The sequence below is a fragment of the Pseudomonas sp. Marseille-Q0931 genome (assembly GCF_940789645.1).
GTDB lineage: Bacteria > Pseudomonadota > Gammaproteobacteria > Pseudomonadales > Pseudomonadaceae > Aquipseudomonas.
Window position 1 is genome coordinate 54,934 of sequence record NZ_CALNWT010000001.1, and the last position, 16,276, is coordinate 71,209.

17 protein-coding genes and 1 pseudogene are annotated in these 16,276 nt (G+C 63.0%); 7 read left to right on the plus strand and 11 right to left on the minus strand.

The features are described 5' to 3' along the window. Nucleotides 1–42: 42 nt before the first annotated feature. Genes nadE through P3C50_RS00305 form a run of 3 tightly spaced genes read right to left on the minus strand, consistent with a single transcriptional unit; the run spans nt 43 to nt 2,721 of the window. Nucleotides 43–870, minus strand: coding sequence for an ammonia-dependent NAD(+) synthetase (nadE, locus tag P3C50_RS00295; protein WP_275544451.1), 828 nt, complete (start codon nt 868–870; stop codon nt 43–45). Between the two features lie 10 nt (nt 871–880). After that, on the minus strand, nt 881–2,080 hold the full coding sequence (gene pncB / locus P3C50_RS00300) for a nicotinate phosphoribosyltransferase (RefSeq protein WP_275544452.1): 1,200 nt from the start codon (nt 2,078–2,080) through the stop codon (nt 881–883). Then, nucleotides 2,077–2,721, minus strand: coding sequence for a nicotinamidase (locus tag P3C50_RS00305; RefSeq protein WP_275544453.1), 645 nt, complete (start codon nt 2,719–2,721; stop codon nt 2,077–2,079). Before P3C50_RS00305 ends, pncB begins: the two co-directional genes overlap by 4 nt. 142 nt (nt 2,722–2,863) lie before the next feature. Here P3C50_RS00305 and P3C50_RS00310 point away from each other — a divergent pair, with 142 nt between their 5' ends. Then, the gene (locus P3C50_RS00310) at nt 2,864–3,556 is read left to right on the plus strand and encodes an NUDIX domain-containing protein (RefSeq protein WP_275544454.1); all 693 of its coding nucleotides are present in this window, start codon (nt 2,864–2,866) and stop codon (nt 3,554–3,556) included. Nucleotides 3,557–3,822: 266 nt separating this feature from the next. On the opposite strand, the gene P3C50_RS00315 is transcribed toward P3C50_RS00310, so the two are convergent. The 4 genes from P3C50_RS00315 to P3C50_RS00330 all read right to left on the minus strand — a co-directional run bounded on the left by P3C50_RS00315 (nt 3,823) and on the right by P3C50_RS00330 (nt 7,617). Beyond that, nucleotides 3,823–6,336: a penicillin acylase family protein gene (locus tag P3C50_RS00315; RefSeq protein ID WP_275544455.1), complete on the minus strand. Its 2,514-nt coding sequence runs from the start codon at nt 6,334–6,336 to the stop codon at nt 3,823–3,825. A gap of 99 nt (nt 6,337–6,435) precedes the next feature. Beyond that, entirely contained in the window at nt 6,436–6,900 is a 465-nt protein-coding gene (locus P3C50_RS00320; RefSeq protein WP_197855266.1) for a DUF2489 domain-containing protein, read from the minus strand. A gap of 7 nt (nt 6,901–6,907) precedes the next feature. Beyond that, nucleotides 6,908–7,102 carry an SEC-C metal-binding domain-containing protein gene (locus P3C50_RS00325; RefSeq protein ID WP_197855267.1) on the minus strand — a complete coding sequence of 65 codons (195 nt, stop codon included), beginning with the start codon at nt 7,100–7,102 and terminating at the stop codon, nt 6,908–6,910. 17 nt (nt 7,103–7,119) lie between these two features. After that, nucleotides 7,120–7,617, minus strand: coding sequence for an LEA type 2 family protein (locus tag P3C50_RS00330; RefSeq protein WP_197855268.1), 498 nt, complete (start codon nt 7,615–7,617; stop codon nt 7,120–7,122). A gap of 192 nt (nt 7,618–7,809) precedes the next feature. Here P3C50_RS00330 and P3C50_RS00335 point away from each other — a divergent pair, with 192 nt between their 5' ends. After that, nucleotides 7,810–8,364 (plus strand): hypothetical protein, encoded by a 555-nt coding sequence (locus P3C50_RS00335; protein ID WP_275544456.1) that lies wholly within the window; start codon nt 7,810–7,812, stop codon nt 8,362–8,364. A gap of 57 nt (nt 8,365–8,421) precedes the next feature. On the opposite strand, the gene P3C50_RS00340 is transcribed toward P3C50_RS00335, so the two are convergent. The 3 genes from P3C50_RS00340 to P3C50_RS00350 all read right to left on the minus strand — a co-directional run bounded on the left by P3C50_RS00340 (nt 8,422) and on the right by P3C50_RS00350 (nt 10,589). Further along, nucleotides 8,422–9,537 carry a hypothetical protein gene (locus P3C50_RS00340; RefSeq protein WP_275544457.1) on the minus strand — a complete coding sequence of 372 codons (1,116 nt, stop codon included), beginning with the start codon at nt 9,535–9,537 and terminating at the stop codon, nt 8,422–8,424. Between the two features lie 67 nt (nt 9,538–9,604). Continuing rightward, nucleotides 9,605–10,087 (minus strand): YchJ family protein, encoded by a 483-nt coding sequence (locus P3C50_RS00345; RefSeq protein ID WP_275544458.1) that lies wholly within the window; start codon nt 10,085–10,087, stop codon nt 9,605–9,607. A gap of 4 nt (nt 10,088–10,091) precedes the next feature. Continuing rightward, nucleotides 10,092–10,589 (minus strand): DUF6231 family protein, encoded by a 498-nt coding sequence (locus tag P3C50_RS00350; RefSeq protein WP_197855272.1) that lies wholly within the window; start codon nt 10,587–10,589, stop codon nt 10,092–10,094. A gap of 445 nt (nt 10,590–11,034) precedes the next feature. On the opposite strand from P3C50_RS00350, the pseudogene P3C50_RS00355 reads away from it, so the two are divergent. The 4 genes and pseudogenes from P3C50_RS00355 to P3C50_RS00370 all read left to right on the plus strand — a co-directional run. Further along, nucleotides 11,035–11,388, plus strand: a pseudogene (locus P3C50_RS00355) (OmpA family protein); the annotation flags it as partial. Nucleotides 11,389–11,527: 139 nt separating this feature from the next. Next, entirely contained in the window at nt 11,528–12,262 is a 735-nt protein-coding gene (locus P3C50_RS00360) for an OmpA family protein (protein ID WP_275544459.1), read from the plus strand. Nucleotides 12,263–12,417: 155 nt separating this feature from the next. Then, nucleotides 12,418–12,723: a DUF1145 domain-containing protein gene (locus P3C50_RS00365; RefSeq protein ID WP_275544460.1), complete on the plus strand. Its 306-nt coding sequence runs from the start codon at nt 12,418–12,420 to the stop codon at nt 12,721–12,723. After that, a complete protein-coding gene (locus P3C50_RS00370) occupies nt 12,716–13,477 on the plus strand; it encodes a collagen-like protein (RefSeq protein ID WP_275544461.1) in 762 nt (253 codons plus the stop codon). Before P3C50_RS00365 ends, P3C50_RS00370 begins: the two co-directional genes overlap by 8 nt. A 48-nt stretch (nt 13,478–13,525) precedes the next feature. Here the strand turns inward: P3C50_RS00370 and P3C50_RS00375 are convergent, their stop codons facing one another. Further along, complete coding sequence (locus tag P3C50_RS00375) at nt 13,526–13,990, minus strand: CopD family protein (RefSeq protein ID WP_275544462.1); 465 nt, start codon at nt 13,988–13,990, stop codon at nt 13,526–13,528. 139 nt (nt 13,991–14,129) lie between these two features. On the opposite strand from P3C50_RS00375, the gene dinG reads away from it, so the two are divergent. Next, nucleotides 14,130–16,274 carry an ATP-dependent DNA helicase DinG gene (dinG, locus tag P3C50_RS00380; RefSeq protein WP_275544463.1) on the plus strand — a complete coding sequence of 715 codons (2,145 nt, stop codon included), beginning with the start codon at nt 14,130–14,132 and terminating at the stop codon, nt 16,272–16,274. Nucleotides 16,275–16,276 lie beyond the last annotated feature (2 nt).

Genomic DNA, 16,276 nt, shown 5'->3' on the forward strand with positions numbered 1-16,276 from the left:
GAAGAAGCCGGGCCGTGCCCGGCTTCTTTTTGCCTGCATGGATCAGGGCGCCAGCGGTAGCTCGCGTTTGTGACGCGAGGCGTCATAGGTGCGCACGATGGTGGCGTAGGCTTCGTCGCTGACCTTCTCGCCATGCAGGAAGGCGTCGATCTCGGCGTAGGTCACGCCGTGGGCTTCCTCGTCCGGTTTGCCGGGGCGCAGTTCTTCGAGGTCGGCGGTGGGCGTTTTCTTCACCAGATGCTCCGGCGCGCCCAGATGCGCTGCGATAGCGCGCACCTGGTGCTTGACCAGGCCCGACAGCGGGGCAAGGTCACAGGCGCCGTCGCCGAACTTGGTGAAGAAGCCCATCACCGCCTCGGCGGCGTGGTCGGTGCCGATCACCAGGCCGTTGCTGGCATTGGCGATGGTGAACTGGGCGACCATGCGAATACGTGCCTTGACGTTGCCGACCACGAAGTCGCGACGGGCTTCGCTCAGCTGTTGCAAGTGGCTGACCTGTTGGGCCAGGCCATTGACGCTGTCGGCAATGTTGACGGTGCTGACCTCATCGGCGCCGATGAAGTCCAGCGAGGCCTGAGCGTCGTGTTCGTCATGTTGGGTGTTGTGCGGCAGGCGCACGGCAATGAAGCGATAGTCGGCGTCGCCAGTCTCGGCACGCAGCTCTTCGACCGAAAGCTGAGCCAGGCGCCCGGCCGTGGTCGAGTCCACGCCACCGCTGATACCCAGCACCAGCACCTTGAGGCCGGACTGCTTGAGGGTGTTCTTGATGAAGGTCTTGCGCCTTTCGATTTCGGCGCTCAGCGCAGCGTCGTCGGCGAATGGCGGTACCACGTCGAGGGCGGCGGCGATTTCGGCTTGGCGGTTGCTCATGTCTGGCTCCTCACTGGTTCACGCGAAATACGTGTTTCAGGTAATGGACGAAGTTCTCGTCGCGGCATTGGGTCTTGCCGGGGGTATCGGAAATCTTCGCCACTGGCTGACCGTTGCAGGCGATCATCTTGATCACGATGTTCATCGGCTCGACGCCGGGGATGTCGCAGGTCAGGTTGGTTCCGACCCCGAAGCTTACGTGGATTCGCCCGGAAAGTGCACGGTAGAGCCGTAGCGACTTGGGTAGGTCGAGGCCGTCGGAGAACACCAGGGTCTTGCTCTTCGGGTCGATGCCCAGTTTCTCGTAGTGGGCGATGGCTTTTTCCGCCCACACCAGCGGGTCGCCGGAGTCGTGGCGCAGGCCGTCGAACAGCTTGGCGAAGTACAGGTCGAAGTCGGCCAGGAAGGCGTCCATGGTGATGCAGTCGGTCAGGGCGATACCCAGCAGGCCACGATACTCGCGCACCCAGCAGTCCAGCGCGGCGATCTGGCTGTCGATCAGGCGCGGGCCGAGCTGCTGGTGCGCCATCAGCCACTCGTGGGCCATGGTGCCGATGGGCTTGAGGTCGAATTCACGTGCCAGATGCACGTTGCTGGTACCGACGAAGCGCCCGGGGAAATCGCGTTTGAGGATGTGCACCGCCTGCTCCTGCACGCGGTAGGAGAAACGCCGGCGGGTGCCGAAGTCGGCCAGTTGAAAACCTGCCAGTTCGCTCGACGAAGCCTCGGCCTTGAGCCAGTCGAGCTTCTCGTACAGACGCTCGGCAGCCTGCTCCAGCAGCACCTCACGGTAGCGATAGCGGTTGCGCACCTCGCTGACGATGGCCAGCAATGGCACCTCGAAGAGGATCACGTGCAGCCAGGGGCCGCGCAGGCGGATGTTCAACTGGCCGTCTTCAATGCTGGTGTGCACATAGCGCAGATTGAAGCGGAACAGGCTGAGGAAGCGAATGAAGTCCGGCTTGATGAAGGGGATGCTTTCGAGGAAGGCGAGCTGATCGACGCTCAGGCTGAGCTCGCTCAGGCGTTCGATCTGGTAGCGAATCTCGGCCAGGTAAGGCGTCAGATCCTCACTGCTGCGGCAGCGGAACTCCCATTCCACCTCGGCGTTGGGGTAGTTGTGCAGCACCGCCTGCATCATGGTCAGCTTGTAGAAATCGGTATCCAGCAGGTTTTGCACGGTGCGGTCGGCGAAGATGCTCTCGCTCATCGCAGGTTCTCCTTGGCTATGACGCTGTCCAGCTGTTCCAGGCTGGCGGCAAGTGTGATGCCGTGCTCGCCCATGGCGATACAGGCAGTTTCGGCGGTTTCGCTGGCGATGGCTCGGCAGGCCGGCAGATACACGATCACCTCGAAGCCGGCGCGGCGCAGTTGCAGTGCGGTGGTCTTGACGCAGTAGTCCAGCGCCAGACCGCCGACCAATACAAGGTCGACGCCATTTTGCCGAAGAAATTCGATCACGCCCGTGCTGCGCTTCTCGGCCAGGTCGTGGTAGCAGGCGCCGTAAGGATGCAGGTCGGGTTCCACGCCCTTCCACACGAAGAAGTCATAGTCCAGCGGCGCCGGCAGGTCGTCGAGCAGTTCGAAGCCGGGAGTGCCGGGCACGCAGTGGCTGACCCAGGTCAGGTCGGCATTGGCCAGCGGCAGCGCTTGCAGCATCTGCGCGTGGTCCGGCACCACCCAGGCGGCTTGCGGGCTATGGGCGTCCTTGCTGCCGATGCGCAACTGAGCGCGCGCTGCCAGCTGGTTCAGTGCCGGGACGATGGCGTCGCCCTCGGGGACTGGCAGCTCATTGGGGCAAAGTGGGGTGAAGCCTTTCTGGGCGTCGACGTCGAAGCTGGCGATCTTCATGGTGCGCCTCCTTACTGCGCTTGGGTGACTACATATTTCATCTGATGAAATATGTAGTCAAGCGTTTTTACCAATTCTTGCGTGAAAGAAAGCGAATTATTGGTCAAGATGAAATAAGTCCATAACGGAGGCGAATGGAAGGATGAGTGCAGTGGAAGTACTGGCCGGGGTGGATATCGTCGCCCTGCGCCTGAGCGAAGAGGGGACGTTGCAGGTGCTGCTGCTGCGTCGCCAGCGCGAGCCCTATATGGGACAGTGGGCGCTGCCAGGCGTGCTGGTCAATGGTCGTTGCGCCGATGCCAGCCTGGATGCCGCCGCCGCTCGTGCCCTGGCGGACAAGGCGCGTCTGCAACCGCATTACCTGGAACAGGTGACGACGGTGGGCAACGGCGTGCGTGATCCGCGTGGCTGGTCGCTGAGCACCTGTTACCTGGCGCTGCTGGCGCCTGACGTCGTGCCGCAGGATGAGAATCTGCAGTTCGTCGAACTGGCCGCCGTCACTTCCGCGCAGCAGGCGTTGCCATTCGATCATTCGCAACTGGTGCGTCTGGCGGCCGAGCGTCTGCGCGGCAAGTCGGTTTACAGCTCGCTGCCGCTGTATCTGCTGGCGCCGCGCTTTACCGTGACCGAAGCGCTGGCGGCATTCCAGGCTTGCCTGGGCGAGCCGGTACAGCACACCACCTTGCGTGGACGGCTGGAGCGGATGAAGACCCAGGGTTGGATCGGTGAGACCGGCGAGAAGAACTACCCGAAGATGGGGCGACCGCAAAACCTGCTGGAGCATCGCCCGCTGGCGACCGAAGTGTTCGTCTTCGACCGCAACCTGCTGGCCTAGGAGCCTTCGTTTATCCGTAGCGACCAGGGTGGGAATAATGCGGGCAAAAAAATAGGCGCCAGAGGCGCCAGGGGAGCATTTCAACCGATGCATAGGTTCTGAGCCTGCTTCGGTGAGAAAGTTCAGTCAGTGATGCAAAAATGCCACCTTTTCTGCAGGCAAAAGAAAAGGCGCCAGGGGCGCCTTAAACGATGATCGATGGAGTAAGTCGATTACTCAGAGTCGAGCGCTGCGGGAATGGTTCAGCGCCGCCCGACGAACGGTCATCACTTGCCCGGCATCAGCAGCAGGCGCTGATTGCCGTAGACCTTGTCCAGATTTTCCGATTTGAACGGGAAGCTCATGTAGCCGCCCTTGAGCCATGACTCGATGCCGTCGGCATAGTGCGGGCTGGCCGGGTTACCGGATTGGCCCGAGCTGTTGACGCCGAGTAGCGGCTCGTCAGCGGCGAAATCCACCACGATACGCATTGCCGGGATCAGGAAGGTGTTGAAATCCTCGCCCCAGGCGTAGGCCGAGACGTTCAGCGTGCTGTGATCACCGCCTGCCGGATAGGGGCCGCGATCCAGATAACCCTTCAAGGCGTTGATGCTGGTGCGCTGGCTGGCGCTCATGTAGGGGGCCATGCGCGTGGTATCGGTCACCCACTCATAGCTGTGCAGCTTGCCCCATTGCCAGTTACGCCGCTCAGTGCCCAGGCGGCTTTCCAGCAGCTCGATGCTGGCGGCCAGGCTGCGCGCGAGGATGGACGGTTTATCTTCCTGCTCGGGGGTGCGGATGTCGTTCCAGAACGGGCTGTCGGCGCGGCCGAGCAGATGGTCGGCCTGCGCCGAATAGGAGGTGTTGGCGGTTTGTACCAGCGCCTGCCACGCCGGGCTGTCTTCCGGGCCCAGCTCGTCGAGGAAGATCTGCCGCGCGCTTTCATGCAGGAAGGCGCCGTAGATGGCGGCATCGGCGGAACTGGCGGTGAGTTTGCCGTCGAAGGCGAGCAGGCGTTTCAGTGCTTCATCGGCACGTGCGCGCTGACCAGCCGGCAGCGCCGCGATGGCCTGGCGCAGCGAGTCGTGCATAGCCGGGTCGTTGAACATGGCCTGCAGCTTAACGACGAAGGGGGACGTCTGATCGTACTGCATGGCGATCATGCTGCGGCCATCGTGACGGCCGTTGCCGGCCAGTTCGGCGATGCGCTCGGCACGCTCCGGGTAGTACCAGGAACTCGACAGCTGCATGCCATAGCCTGGCGGTACGCTGCGTTCGTTGGCGGTGCCCAGCCAGCCCTGCGGCGGGTCCTGATCGTAGGGGTGCAGCATCGGGTCGGCGAAGCCGTCCCAGGCGTAGCGCTCGTCCCAGCCCGGGGAGGGCAGCAGGCCGCGACCTTCACGGCGATTAGGGTAGCGACCGGTGACCTGCCAGCCGATGTGCTGGGCGTCGGCGAAAACGATATTGAGCGGCATGGCGCGGATCTCACGCGCGGCCTCGAAGGCCTGGTCCACCGACTGCGCACGCGACAGGTCGAAGAAGGCGTCGAGGCTCTTGTCACGCTCGAACTGCGTGGTCTTCAGCGCCAGACCGTAACCACTCTGCAGCGGCAGAGGTTGCAGCATGTGCTTGCGTTCGCCGAGCACCGAGTTGAGCAGCGGGCCATTGCGGGTCTCGTACAGCGTCTCGCGGATCGGCCGCTGGCCGCGGATGAAGAAGGTTTCCTGACGTTCGGCAACCGGCAGCCACTTGCCGTCTGCTTCGTACATCAGGCGGCTGCCTTCACGTTTGATGCGTTCCAGATAAATGTCCTGATTGTCGCCCATGACCATGGTCATGCCCCAGGCCAGCTTGCCGTTATAGCCGGCCACTACTGCCGGTACGCCCGCGAGTGACACGCCAGCAGCCTGGTACTTGGGTGAACGGATCTGCACGAAATTCCACAGCGACGGCATGCTCAGCGGCAGGTGGGTGTCGTTGGCCAGCAGGCTCTTGCCGCCGCGGGTTCGTTGCGGCGCGATGGCCCAGTTGTTCGAGGCGGCGACGCCGAGCATGTGTTGCTCGGCGATCTGCGCTGCCGTGCGGGAAATCGCCTGCAGACCGGGCAACTGTCCTTTGAGGTCGAGGCCGGCGAGCTTCTCCGCCTCGGCGAAGGGCAGCGGTTCGTCCGGGTAGATCGGCAGCAACCAGGGCAGCTTGTCGGCGCCCACCTGCTGGGCCATTGTCAGCGCCGCGATTTCTTCCTGCAGATTCACCGCCAGGCCGAAATTGAGCAGGCAGAACAGCAGCACCGAGTCCTCGGGCTTCCAGTATTCGGGGCGGTAGCCGGATTCGGCCAGGTCCATCGGCAGGCGATCACGGTAGCGGAACATGTAAGCGTTGACGCCGCGCGCATAGACCTCGAAGAAACGTTTCAGACGCGGCGAGGCGTCGGCATAGAGAATTTCCGCACTCTTCCTGAGGTCCACCGCACGCATGAAACGGTCCATTTCCAGCACGCCGGGGCCGGCCATTTCCGCCAGGCGGCCCTGGGCCAGCAGGCGCATGCCGACCATCTGGCTGAGGCGGTCACCGGCATGCACATAACCCAGGGCGAACAGGGCGTCGTGGAAGGTGCTCGACTCGATCAGCGGCATGCCAAGGGCGTTGCGTCGCACCGATGCGCTCTCGGCCACGCCCTGAATGCGCTCGACGCCGCGGGTGGGCGGCACGCTATCGGCATAACGGCTGTTGAGCAGGGACTGGCAGCCGGCAAGGCCGGTCAGGGAAGCAGCGAGAGTCAGGCAGGCCAGCGTGCGCATGGCGAATTTCCTTGGTGTGCGAACAGGCGAGGCCGATCGCATAGCAACCGGCCACAAAGGCGCCAAGGTAAAGAGGCTAATGGAGCCTGGCAAGAGGCCTCAGGCGTTTGCCTGAGACCCGTTGAGCCCCTCGTCCAGCAACCAGCGCGCGGCGATGCGTGCGGCGGCCTTGTGCTGCAGTTCCAGCTCGTTGAAGCGCTTCTCGAAGCGACGTCGCTCTGCCTTGTCCAGGGCTTTCCAGGCCGCGTGGGTGGGCACGTCGGCGGTGGCTTCGTAGAGCAGGTGGAACACCTGGCAGCGGCCGTCATTGCTCAGGCTGCTGTCGTAGTTGTCGAGCAGCACCTTGATGCGAATGGCGCCTTCTATCAGCGGCACTTGCTCGTCGAGCAGGCTGCTGGCGAGGATATTCAGATCGCCACCGAGGCGCTGCTGGCGCTCCTGCTGCGCTTCGTCGCGAGCGCGCTGGTTGGCCCATACACGGCGCCAAAGGTGCCAGGCATAGGCCGCCAGCGCTGCGATCAGCAGCAGGCCGGTCAATAGCAGGATGAGGGCCATGGCATCCATGCGCGGTTCAGGCGCCGTGGCACTTCTTGAATTTTTTCTGGCTGCCGCAAGGGCATGGGTCGTTGCGGCCGACATCCTTCAGCGCGTTGCGTACCGGCTCCTGATGGGCGTGGTTGCAGTGCGGACCGTGTACATGGCCGTGATCGTGATGATCGTGGTCATGGTTGCAGTCGGGACCGTGGATGTGGGGTTGGTTGCTCATGGTGTTACTCATGCTGGTTATTCGGAGATGAAATCGCCGGGAATTATCTCTCCATTGCGCGCCATGTGCACGCTGCGACCAAACAACATGCCGGTTTTCACTTGGCCCTTGAGGCTGTAGCGAATCGGTTCGTCGGGTTTTTCCAGCGCCTTGACGATCTGCCGCACGTGGCGCCAGAGGTTGGTGCGTACCGGCACATCGAAGGTGTGATGGCCATGGGCGGGCACGGTGAACCACTCATTGGAGTGGCCTTCGGCAAGCTGGATGCCATTGAGATGAACATTGTAGTTCAGCCCGCGCACCGGCAGGCTGACGCCATTGGGATTGTCGATTCGAAAGCGCAGGCTGAACTCCTGTTCGAGCAGCCTGGCCTTGATCACATCAACTTTGATGAGTTGGACGTCCGGGTCCTTGAAGTCACCTGTCATCCAGGTGGAGCATCCTGTCAGGCCTGAAAGCAGGCCGAAAAACATCAATAGGCTGATAATTCTTATCATTTGCGCCTGAGAAAACATTTCATACCCCCATTGCAGCCCAGTGTAACAAGCAAGCGCTCGGCTGCAACGGGTGAGCAAGTATTATTTTCAGGGTGATAACGTCGCAGTTTTGTGCAGTAGGTGTTCGTGATTGCATGGATGAGAAGCCTGCAGTGTCGGGGCAAGAGAACCTGCGCCATACTGAGCGGCGTATAGGACAGGAGTGTGACCATGAGTCGCTACGAGATCGCCTTCTCCGGGCAACTGGTGCCGGGAGCCCAGCCAGAACTGGTCAAGGCCAATCTGGCCAAGCTGTTCCAGGCCGATGCCCAGCGTATCACCCAGTTGTTCTCCGGGCGCCGCATCGTGATCAAGAACAACCTCGACGCCACTGCCGCAGAGAAATACCGTACGACCCTCGAACGGGCCGGTGCGCGTGTCGAGGTCGTCGATATGGACATGCTGATCGAGGAGGTCGAACTCGCGCCTCCGCCACCAGCCGAGCCGATGCCTGCTCCGGTGGCTGCGCCAGTTGCGACCAGGCCCGGGCGGCTGCAGGTCGCGCCGCGTGATGAATACATGGCGGCGTTCAGCGAGGTGGATGCGCCGGATTTCGGCATCGCTCCGGTAGGTAGTGATCTGCAGGACGCCAGACCCGACGCCGAAGCGCCGCGGGTCGACCTGTCGCAATTCAGCCTGGCGCCGGTGGGCAGCGATATGGGGCAGGCCAAGTCCGCGATTCCGGCACCCGCGCCGGACACCTCGCATCTGAAACTGCAGGAATGACCGCTGGCGGCGCCGTGAGCTGCACAGTCAGCCACGGCGTTTCTGCGTTGAGCGCGGCTAGCCCGCCTTGCACATGGCTTGCGCCTCCTCGGGTTTGAGATTGCGCACGCTGATGAAAAACAGTTCGCAGGTTTGCTGCGTCTCCGTCACCTGCCATTTCTGGCTGCAGCTACTGAGCATTTGCGCCGCATCGCGCGTCGGTTGCTGGCCCATGCCGGCCTGCCAGCAGGCCGCGCTCAGGTCCTGCCCCATGACCTTGATCCCCGCCGCGTCGGCCGCATCCTGGCTGCCTTTGTTGTTGCTCGGATCGGCGGCGTACCAGATATAGCTGGGATGGTTGGCGCCGAGTACGGAAACCTGCCGGCCGGCGCCTGCGTCGATCTGGCCCAGACCCAGCACCGGCAGGTTTACCCCGTATTGCTGCTTGATCCAGCTGCGCACCGGGCTGCCGAAAGCGACCATCGGCAGGCTGGCATTGTCCGAACCAGCACTGAGTTCGCTGACCATGCGCTGCTGATACTTGTTGAAGTAGCCATATACGCCTTCCAGAGCGCTGCCAGCACTGGCCGGAGCGGCGATGGGGGCGATGTCGACGATGGTCTGATAGGCCGGCGTCTGCTCGGGTGCGATGCCGTTGTAGCTGAGCAAGGCGGCCCAGCGGTCGGTGGTACTCGAACGCAGGTAATCCTGGGCCTGGGTCAGTGAATAATCCGGCGGGAAGTGCAGCAGCTCGACGCTCTTGCGGTTCTCCAGTGCCATGCCCAATGGCAGGAAGAAGTACCAGTTGTACTGCCACTTGCCGTCACGATTGAGTTGAGTGGCGCCCTGATAGGCCAGGTCGCCGGCATCGAGCAATTGCAGCAGGGGTTTGCCGTACTCGGCTGGCGTGCCCGTGAAGTGGGCGTGCACGCGATCCCCGTTGCGCGTGACCTGCACGCTGGCCTGAGGGTAGCCATCACGCGTCAGGCTCTGCTGCAGGTAATGTTCCACCGTCTGTTCCAGCGTCCAGTCGCGATAGCAGATCACGCTGCAGTTGTTCGGATAGGCGAACAAACGGCTGACGCGCTGGCTTTCCCCCAGATCCAGCGTTTCCCCTTGCAGCCCACCGGGCTGGTTGGCGCAGCCAATCAGCAGGCTGGCCAGGATAAGAGCGATACCACTTTTCTTGTGCATGACTTTCTCCTTGTTGAGCGTCCCCGCAGGACGATTCAACTCAAGCAGAAAGCGCGATTAACGCCAATCAGCCGTTCAGGTAAGGCGCGCAGCACTTCTTGAACTTCTGGCCGCCCTGGCAGGGACAGGGGTCATTGCGTCCGACCTTCAGCGGCACCGTCGGGTCGAGGAAATACCAACGTCCGTCCACCTGAACGAAGGCGGAGCATTCGCGGTGACGATGTTCGCCCTGCTCGTCGTGCCAGTGGGCGACGAAGGTGACCTGCGCATGTTCGGGCTGGCCGCCGAACACTTCACTGCCTTCCACTTCCAGGCCAAGCCAGGTGCTCTGCGCACTCCAGGCAGCCATGGCCTCGCGATCGAGCGCATGCTGCTGGTGGGGCAGGGTGGTGGCCACCAGATAGTCCACCAGGCCCAATACATAGGCGCTGTAGCGCGAGCGCATCAGTAGCTCCGCGCTGGGCGCGTGAGTGCCTGCGTGATAGTGGCCGCAGCACTGACTCAGCGGGTTGCCACTGCCGCAGGGGCAATTGGGATCGAGTGGATTCATCGCTCTACCACCAGTATTTGCCGAAATTTTGTGGATTGGCCCAGAACTTTGCGTTCAACCAGTCGGGAACTTGCTTGTAATCGAGCAGATCATAGGTGAACAGATGCAGGGTCTGTCCCTCGCGCTGGAACTGCTCACTGGCCTGCATGGCCAGGGCGAACAGGTCGGTTTCCTGCCAATCCGCTGCCTTGAGGTCGAGCAACACGGCGACCCGGCTGGCGTTGAGGTTGCGAATGCCACCCAGTAGCTGCAATCCATCGCGTTTGGGTAAGTGCTCCAGACAGTCGACCAGAATCGCCAGGTCGAAACGCTGTGCGGCCAGTTCGGGCGCCAGGGGTGCAGCAGGTGCAGTGGTGACCTGACACTGCGGATGGGCGCTATGAAAGGCGCTGACTGCGGGTAGTTCGCTAGCCCCGAGCAACAGCAGTTTCTCGGGTGTGTAACGGGCAAGCAGTGCCGCAATGGCCTGCTGTGGAGTACGGGTGCTAAGGCTGGCGGTCATCGAACTTCCTCGAAAAGTCTGCAAAGACTAACGTGGTGTCGGGATCAGGCCTAGAGTGAGAGAAAATTATCCGCAGAAGCGGCTATAGCTGGCGGATTGTACAACTCCTGTCTTTACTACTATTGAGTCGGTTATGGGCCGATGAACATTGGAGACCTAAAGTATGAGTATCACAAGGAACGCAGTACCCCTGATTCTGGCTAGTACCATGCTGACCGGCTGTGCCGGCCTGCAGAAAACCGACTGGCCCACCTGCGCAGCTGTAGGCGGTGTGGGTGGTGCAGCGTTAGGGGCGATCGAAAGCTCTACCTGGGCCGGTGGTGGTGCGCTGGTGGGTGCCGGTATGGCTGCCGCGTACTGCTGGGTACATGGTGCCGAAGCTCAGCAGGTTGCCGTTGTCGAAGAAGAAGTCGTGATGGTCGAGGAAGTCGCCGTGGCCGAGCCAGCCGAAGCCGTGCGCGTCGAGCTGGACGTCAAGTTCGATTTCGACAAGTCGCAGGTCAAGCAGGAAAGCTATGGTGATATCAAAGCCCTGGCTGACTTCATGAAACAGTACCCGCAGACCAGCACCGTGGTTGAAGGTCATACCGACTCCGTGGGTAGCGATGCCTACAACCAGGGCCTGTCCGAGCGCCGCGCCAGCGCTGTTCGTGACGTTCTGGTCAACCAGTACGGTGTCGAGTCCGGGCGTGTGCAGGCGGTGGGTTATGGCGAGAGCCGCCCGGTTGCCGACAACGCCAATGCCGATGGCCGTGCGATCAACCGTCGCGTAGAGGCCGAGGTCGAAGCTCAGCCGTAAGGCGCTTGGCTGCACGAAGGCGTCAACCGCAAAGGCCCGGCCGGTTCTCCATCGGTCGGGCCTTTTCTTGTGTGTAGCCCTGGTGCCGTCTTTACTCCTGTGATGCCGGCAACATGCCGGTATCACAGGAGACACCGCCATGAGAATTGCGCTTTCGAGGGTTTTACCCTTTCTCCTGGTCAGCAGTGTTCTTTCGGGTTGTGCCACGACTTCCAGTACGGGAGACGCGCCGCTCAACCAGGGGAACTGGCCCCTGTGCAGTGCGATTGGAGCCTTGGCTGGTGGCGGCCTCGGTGCAATCGAGAGTTCGGCCTGGGCAGCAGGCGGCGCGGTAGCCGGCGCTCTGCTGGGCACCATCATCTGTTATGCGCAGGACGGTGACGAGGATGGCGATGGTGTGTTCGACCGCCGTGATCGCTGCCCCGGCACGCCTGCAGGTACAGCGGTAGGTCATAACGGCTGTCCATTGCCGCAATATCCGGCCAGTGTAGCGGCCGAGCCGGCGATGGAGCCGCAGATAGAGGATGAGGTCATCGTCCTCAGCGAGCTGGGCAACGTGCTGTTCGCCTTCGACTCGGCCGAGCTGACTGCCGATGCTCAGCGCCTGCTCGCCGAAGTCAGCACACGTCTGGCTGGCACCAGCCTGGTCGCGGTCAGGGTCGTCGGGCATACCGATAGCGTCGGCTCCGATGCCTACAACCAGGGGTTGTCCGAGCGTCGCGCACGCAGTGTTGCCGACTTTCTCATCGCCCAGGGCGTGCCCGCCGGCAAGCTCAGTAGCGAAGGGCAGGGTGAGAGCCAGCCGGTGGCAGACAACGGCAGCGATGCCGGACGTGCGCAGAATCGCCGTGTGGAGTTGCACGTTTCCCGTTGAAGCAGGGCGGCGCAGTCCGGCTCATTCGGTTTGACTGCGCCGTTTTTCGCAAGGCGATACGTCCAAGTCATGGAAAATAATCCTTCGCTCTGGTGGTCCTCGCTGCGACCGGTTAACGTGCTGCGCTATTAGAAAAACCGAGCACGAGGGCGGGGATGAAAGCACTGTTGATCATGGGCAAGGCGCTGGCCTTGGTCTTCTGGCTGGTGTTCGGGGCAGCGTTGGCCAAACGTCTGGGAACTCCATTCGAGCAATTGGTCTACCTGCTCGCGGCCTTCCTTGCGCTGCTGCATGGCGCGCAGTTGTGGCTGTTCTCCGGCCTGTTGTCCGGTCGCGCCAGTCCCTGGCTGGACCGTATACAGGTGCTGCTATTCGGCATCTTCCACCTGTATCCGCTGAAGACGGTGCAACAGCCCGCTACTGTCACTACTGCGACTATCGAGGAGGCTGCGCATGCGTAATCTCGCGTTTTTGCTTTGTCTGTGCGCCGGTACCGCGCTGGCAGATGCCCAGGTCAAGGTGCCGTCCAATACGCTGATGCGCCTGCCCGTTGCCAGCAGCAGCCTGCAGCTCGAACGGCTGGAAGTGGCGGATCAGGCGACCCTGATGATTCCGGCGACGGTGACCGAGTTACGCATCGGCGAGCTGCTGATGGGGCGCGACGCCCGCATCGGCGTGGCACCGGGCGATCAGCCGCTGCGTCTCGTCGTCGAGGACGCCGATATCGGTGCCGGCGCCTGGATCAGCGCCAAGGGCGCCGCCGGTACCTATACCCGGCCAGCGACGCCGGGGCGTGAGATCAGCCTCAAGCTGCATAAGCTGACATTCGAATCGCTGACGCTGGATGTACGCGGCGGCCAGGGCGCGCCGGGTTATGCCGGGCTCGATGGCGCGCATGGCCAGCCGGGTGGCTGCACCTGGGGCCAGGCCAGCGCGGGCTACGATGGGCAGGATGGCACCGATGGCCACGACGGCGCTGCCGGCGGCCAGGTGACGCTGGAGGTGCCGCACTATGTCGAGGTCGAGCGTATGCAGGTGCTGCTCGACGGCGGCGCCGGCGGCGCTGCTGGTTCGGCGGGGCGCCCCGGCCGCGGCGGCGCGGCCAAGGGCTGCCTGCTCTACGGCGTGGACGGCGCTGCCGATGGCAAGCCTGGCCAGCCAGGGCGCGAAGGTGCCGCAGGTAGCAGCGGCGCCGTGCAGGTGTTCCGCTTCTAAAGGTTGCTGCCTTCGTTCGCTCACTGCAGGCGAAGGCAGCCTCGCCAATCAGAATGAAGGGCGCATGGCCACCAGCGTCATCAGCGCCAGACCGATCAGCAGGTTGCTGCCCACCACCCTGCGAATCCGTCCCAGAACCTCGCCGCCGGCTGGCCAGTTTTCAGCCTCCACGGCGCGCCGCAGCTCCGGCAGTTGCAGCGCCTGAATGCGCAGGAACAGGGCGAGCATCACCAGGTACAGCCCCATCATGATGTGCACATAGCGCGGTGCGGCGTCGAAGCCGCTATAGCTCATGTGCAGCATGCCGACGCCGGTCAGGGGCAGGACCAGCACCGCCAGCCACACCCAGACGAAAAAGCGCTTGAACACGCTCAGCCACAGGCGCAGGCGCGCGGGCGGTTCCAGCGTTTCGACCGTAGCTGGGCGCAAGATCATCCAGGCGAAGAACATGCCGCCGACCCAGGCGACAGCGGCCAGCAGGTGCAGTGCGTAAAGCGGTGCGTAGGGTGTCATGTAGCGTCTCCAGTGGGCCGTTTGGCAGTTCGCGGCATTCGATTGGCATGCGAGTCTGCGCCGGATCGATTGGCGCGTTATGATAGCGGCCGCTCCGCGAATACTGAAAATTTATCCAGCCTTTTTCGTTTCAGAATCCATGCTCAGTACCGAACTCAAGACCCAGATCCAGGGCGCCTACTCGCGCTTTCTCGAGGCCAAGTCGCTCAAGCCGCGTTACGGCCAGCGCCTGATGATCGCCGAGATTGCCAAGGTGCTCGGCACCATCAGCAGCGACGACGAGGGCAAGCGCGTGGGCGACCCCGCCGTGGTGGCGGTGGAAGCGGGCACCGGTACCGGCAAGACCGTGGCCTACAGCCTGGCCACCATCCCCACCGCCAAGGCGGCGGGCAAGCGCCTGGTGATCGCCACTGCCACGGTGGCGCTGCAGGAGCAGATCGTGCACAAGGATCTGCCGGATCTGCTGCGTAACAGCGGGCTGAATTTCAGCTTCGCCCTGGCCAAGGGCCGTGGCCGTTACCTGTGCCTGTCCAAGCTCGACCATCTGCTGCAGGACGGCGCCGCGCAGAGCGCCACCGCCCAGCTGTTCGAGGAAGAAGGCTTTCGCATCGACGTCGATGAGCAGGGCCAAAAACTGTTCACTGCGATGATCGAGAAGCTCGCTGGCAACAAGTGGGACGGTGATCGCGACAGCTGGCCACAGGAGCTGGAAGACAGCCGCTGGGCGCAACTGACCACCGACCACAGCCAGTGCACCAATCGCCACTGCCCGAATTTCCAGCAATGCGCCTTCTATAAGGCACGCGAAGGCATGGGTAAGGTCGACGTGATCGTCACCAACCACGACATGGTCCTGGCTGACCTGGCCCTGGGCGGTGGCGCAGTGCTGCCCGACCCGCGCGAGACCATCTATGTGTTCGACGAAGGCCACCACCTGCCGGACAAGGCCATTGGCCATTTCGCTCATTTCACCCGCCTGCGCTCGACCGCCGACTGGCTCACGCAGATCGACAAGAACCTGACCAAGTTGCTGGCGCAGAATCCCTTGCCTGGCGATCTCGGCCGCCTGATCGAACAGGTGCCGGAGCTGGCACGCGAGCTGAAGACCCAGCAGCAGTTCATGTTCAGCGCCTGCGAAGAGGTCGCCGACTTCAAGGCCGGCGAGGACATGGAAGGGCGCGAGCGCCCGCGCCATCGTTTCGTCGGTGGGGTGGTGCCGGAACATCTGACCGAACTCGGGCTGGAGCTGAAGAAAGGCTTCTCAAAACTCAACGACCTGTTCACCAGCGTTACCGAGTTGCTCAAGGAGGCCATGGATGGCGAGGGTGCCGTGGGCATCGCCAGTCACCAGGCCGAGGAGTGGTATCCGCTGTTCGGTAGCCTGATGGCACGCGCCAAGGGCAACTGGGAGCTGTGGCTGGCCTTCACCGCTGAAGACCCGGAAGAGAGCCCGCCGATGGCGCGCTGGCTGACCCTGGCCGAGAGCGGTGCGCTGTTTGACATCGAGGTCAATGCCAGCCCGATCCTCGCCGCCGAGACCCTGCGCCGCAATTTGTGGAACGTCGCCCATGGCTGCCTGGTGACGTCCGCCACGCTGACCGCGCTGGGCACCTTCGACCGCTATCGCATGCGCGCCGGGCTGCCCAGGGTGGCGGTCACCGCCATCGTGCCGAGCCCCTTCCATCATGCCGACGCCGGCCTGCTGCACGTGCCGGATCTGAAGGCCGATCCGCGCGAGGCCGCGGTGCACACCGCGGCGATCATCCGTGACCTGCCCGGCCTCGTCGCCGGCAGCCGCGGCTCGCTGGTGCTGTTTTCCTCGCGCAAGCAGATGCAGGACGTGTTCGATGGCCTCGACCGCGACTGGCGCAAGCGCGTGTTCATCCAGGGCAACCTGTCCAAGCAGGAGACTCTGAACAAGCATAAAGCGCGTGTCGACTCGGGCGAGGAGAGCGTGCTGTTCGGTCTCGCCAGTTTCGCGGAGGGCGTCGATCTACCCGGTGCCTATTGCGAGCACGTGGTGATCGCCAAGATTCCCTTCGCTGTTCCGGACGACCCGGTGGAGGCGGCGCTGGCCGAGTGGATCGAGGCGCGCGGCGGCAACCCGTTCATGGAAATCGCCGTGCCGGATGCCTCGCTGCGCCTGGTGCAGGCCTGTGGTCGTTTGCTGCGTACCGAGGCCGACCGCGGCACCATCACTCTGCTGGACCGGCGCGTGGTTACCCAGCGCTATGGCAAGGCGATTCTCAATGCTCTGCCGCCGTTTCGCCGGCAGATCGACTGAGG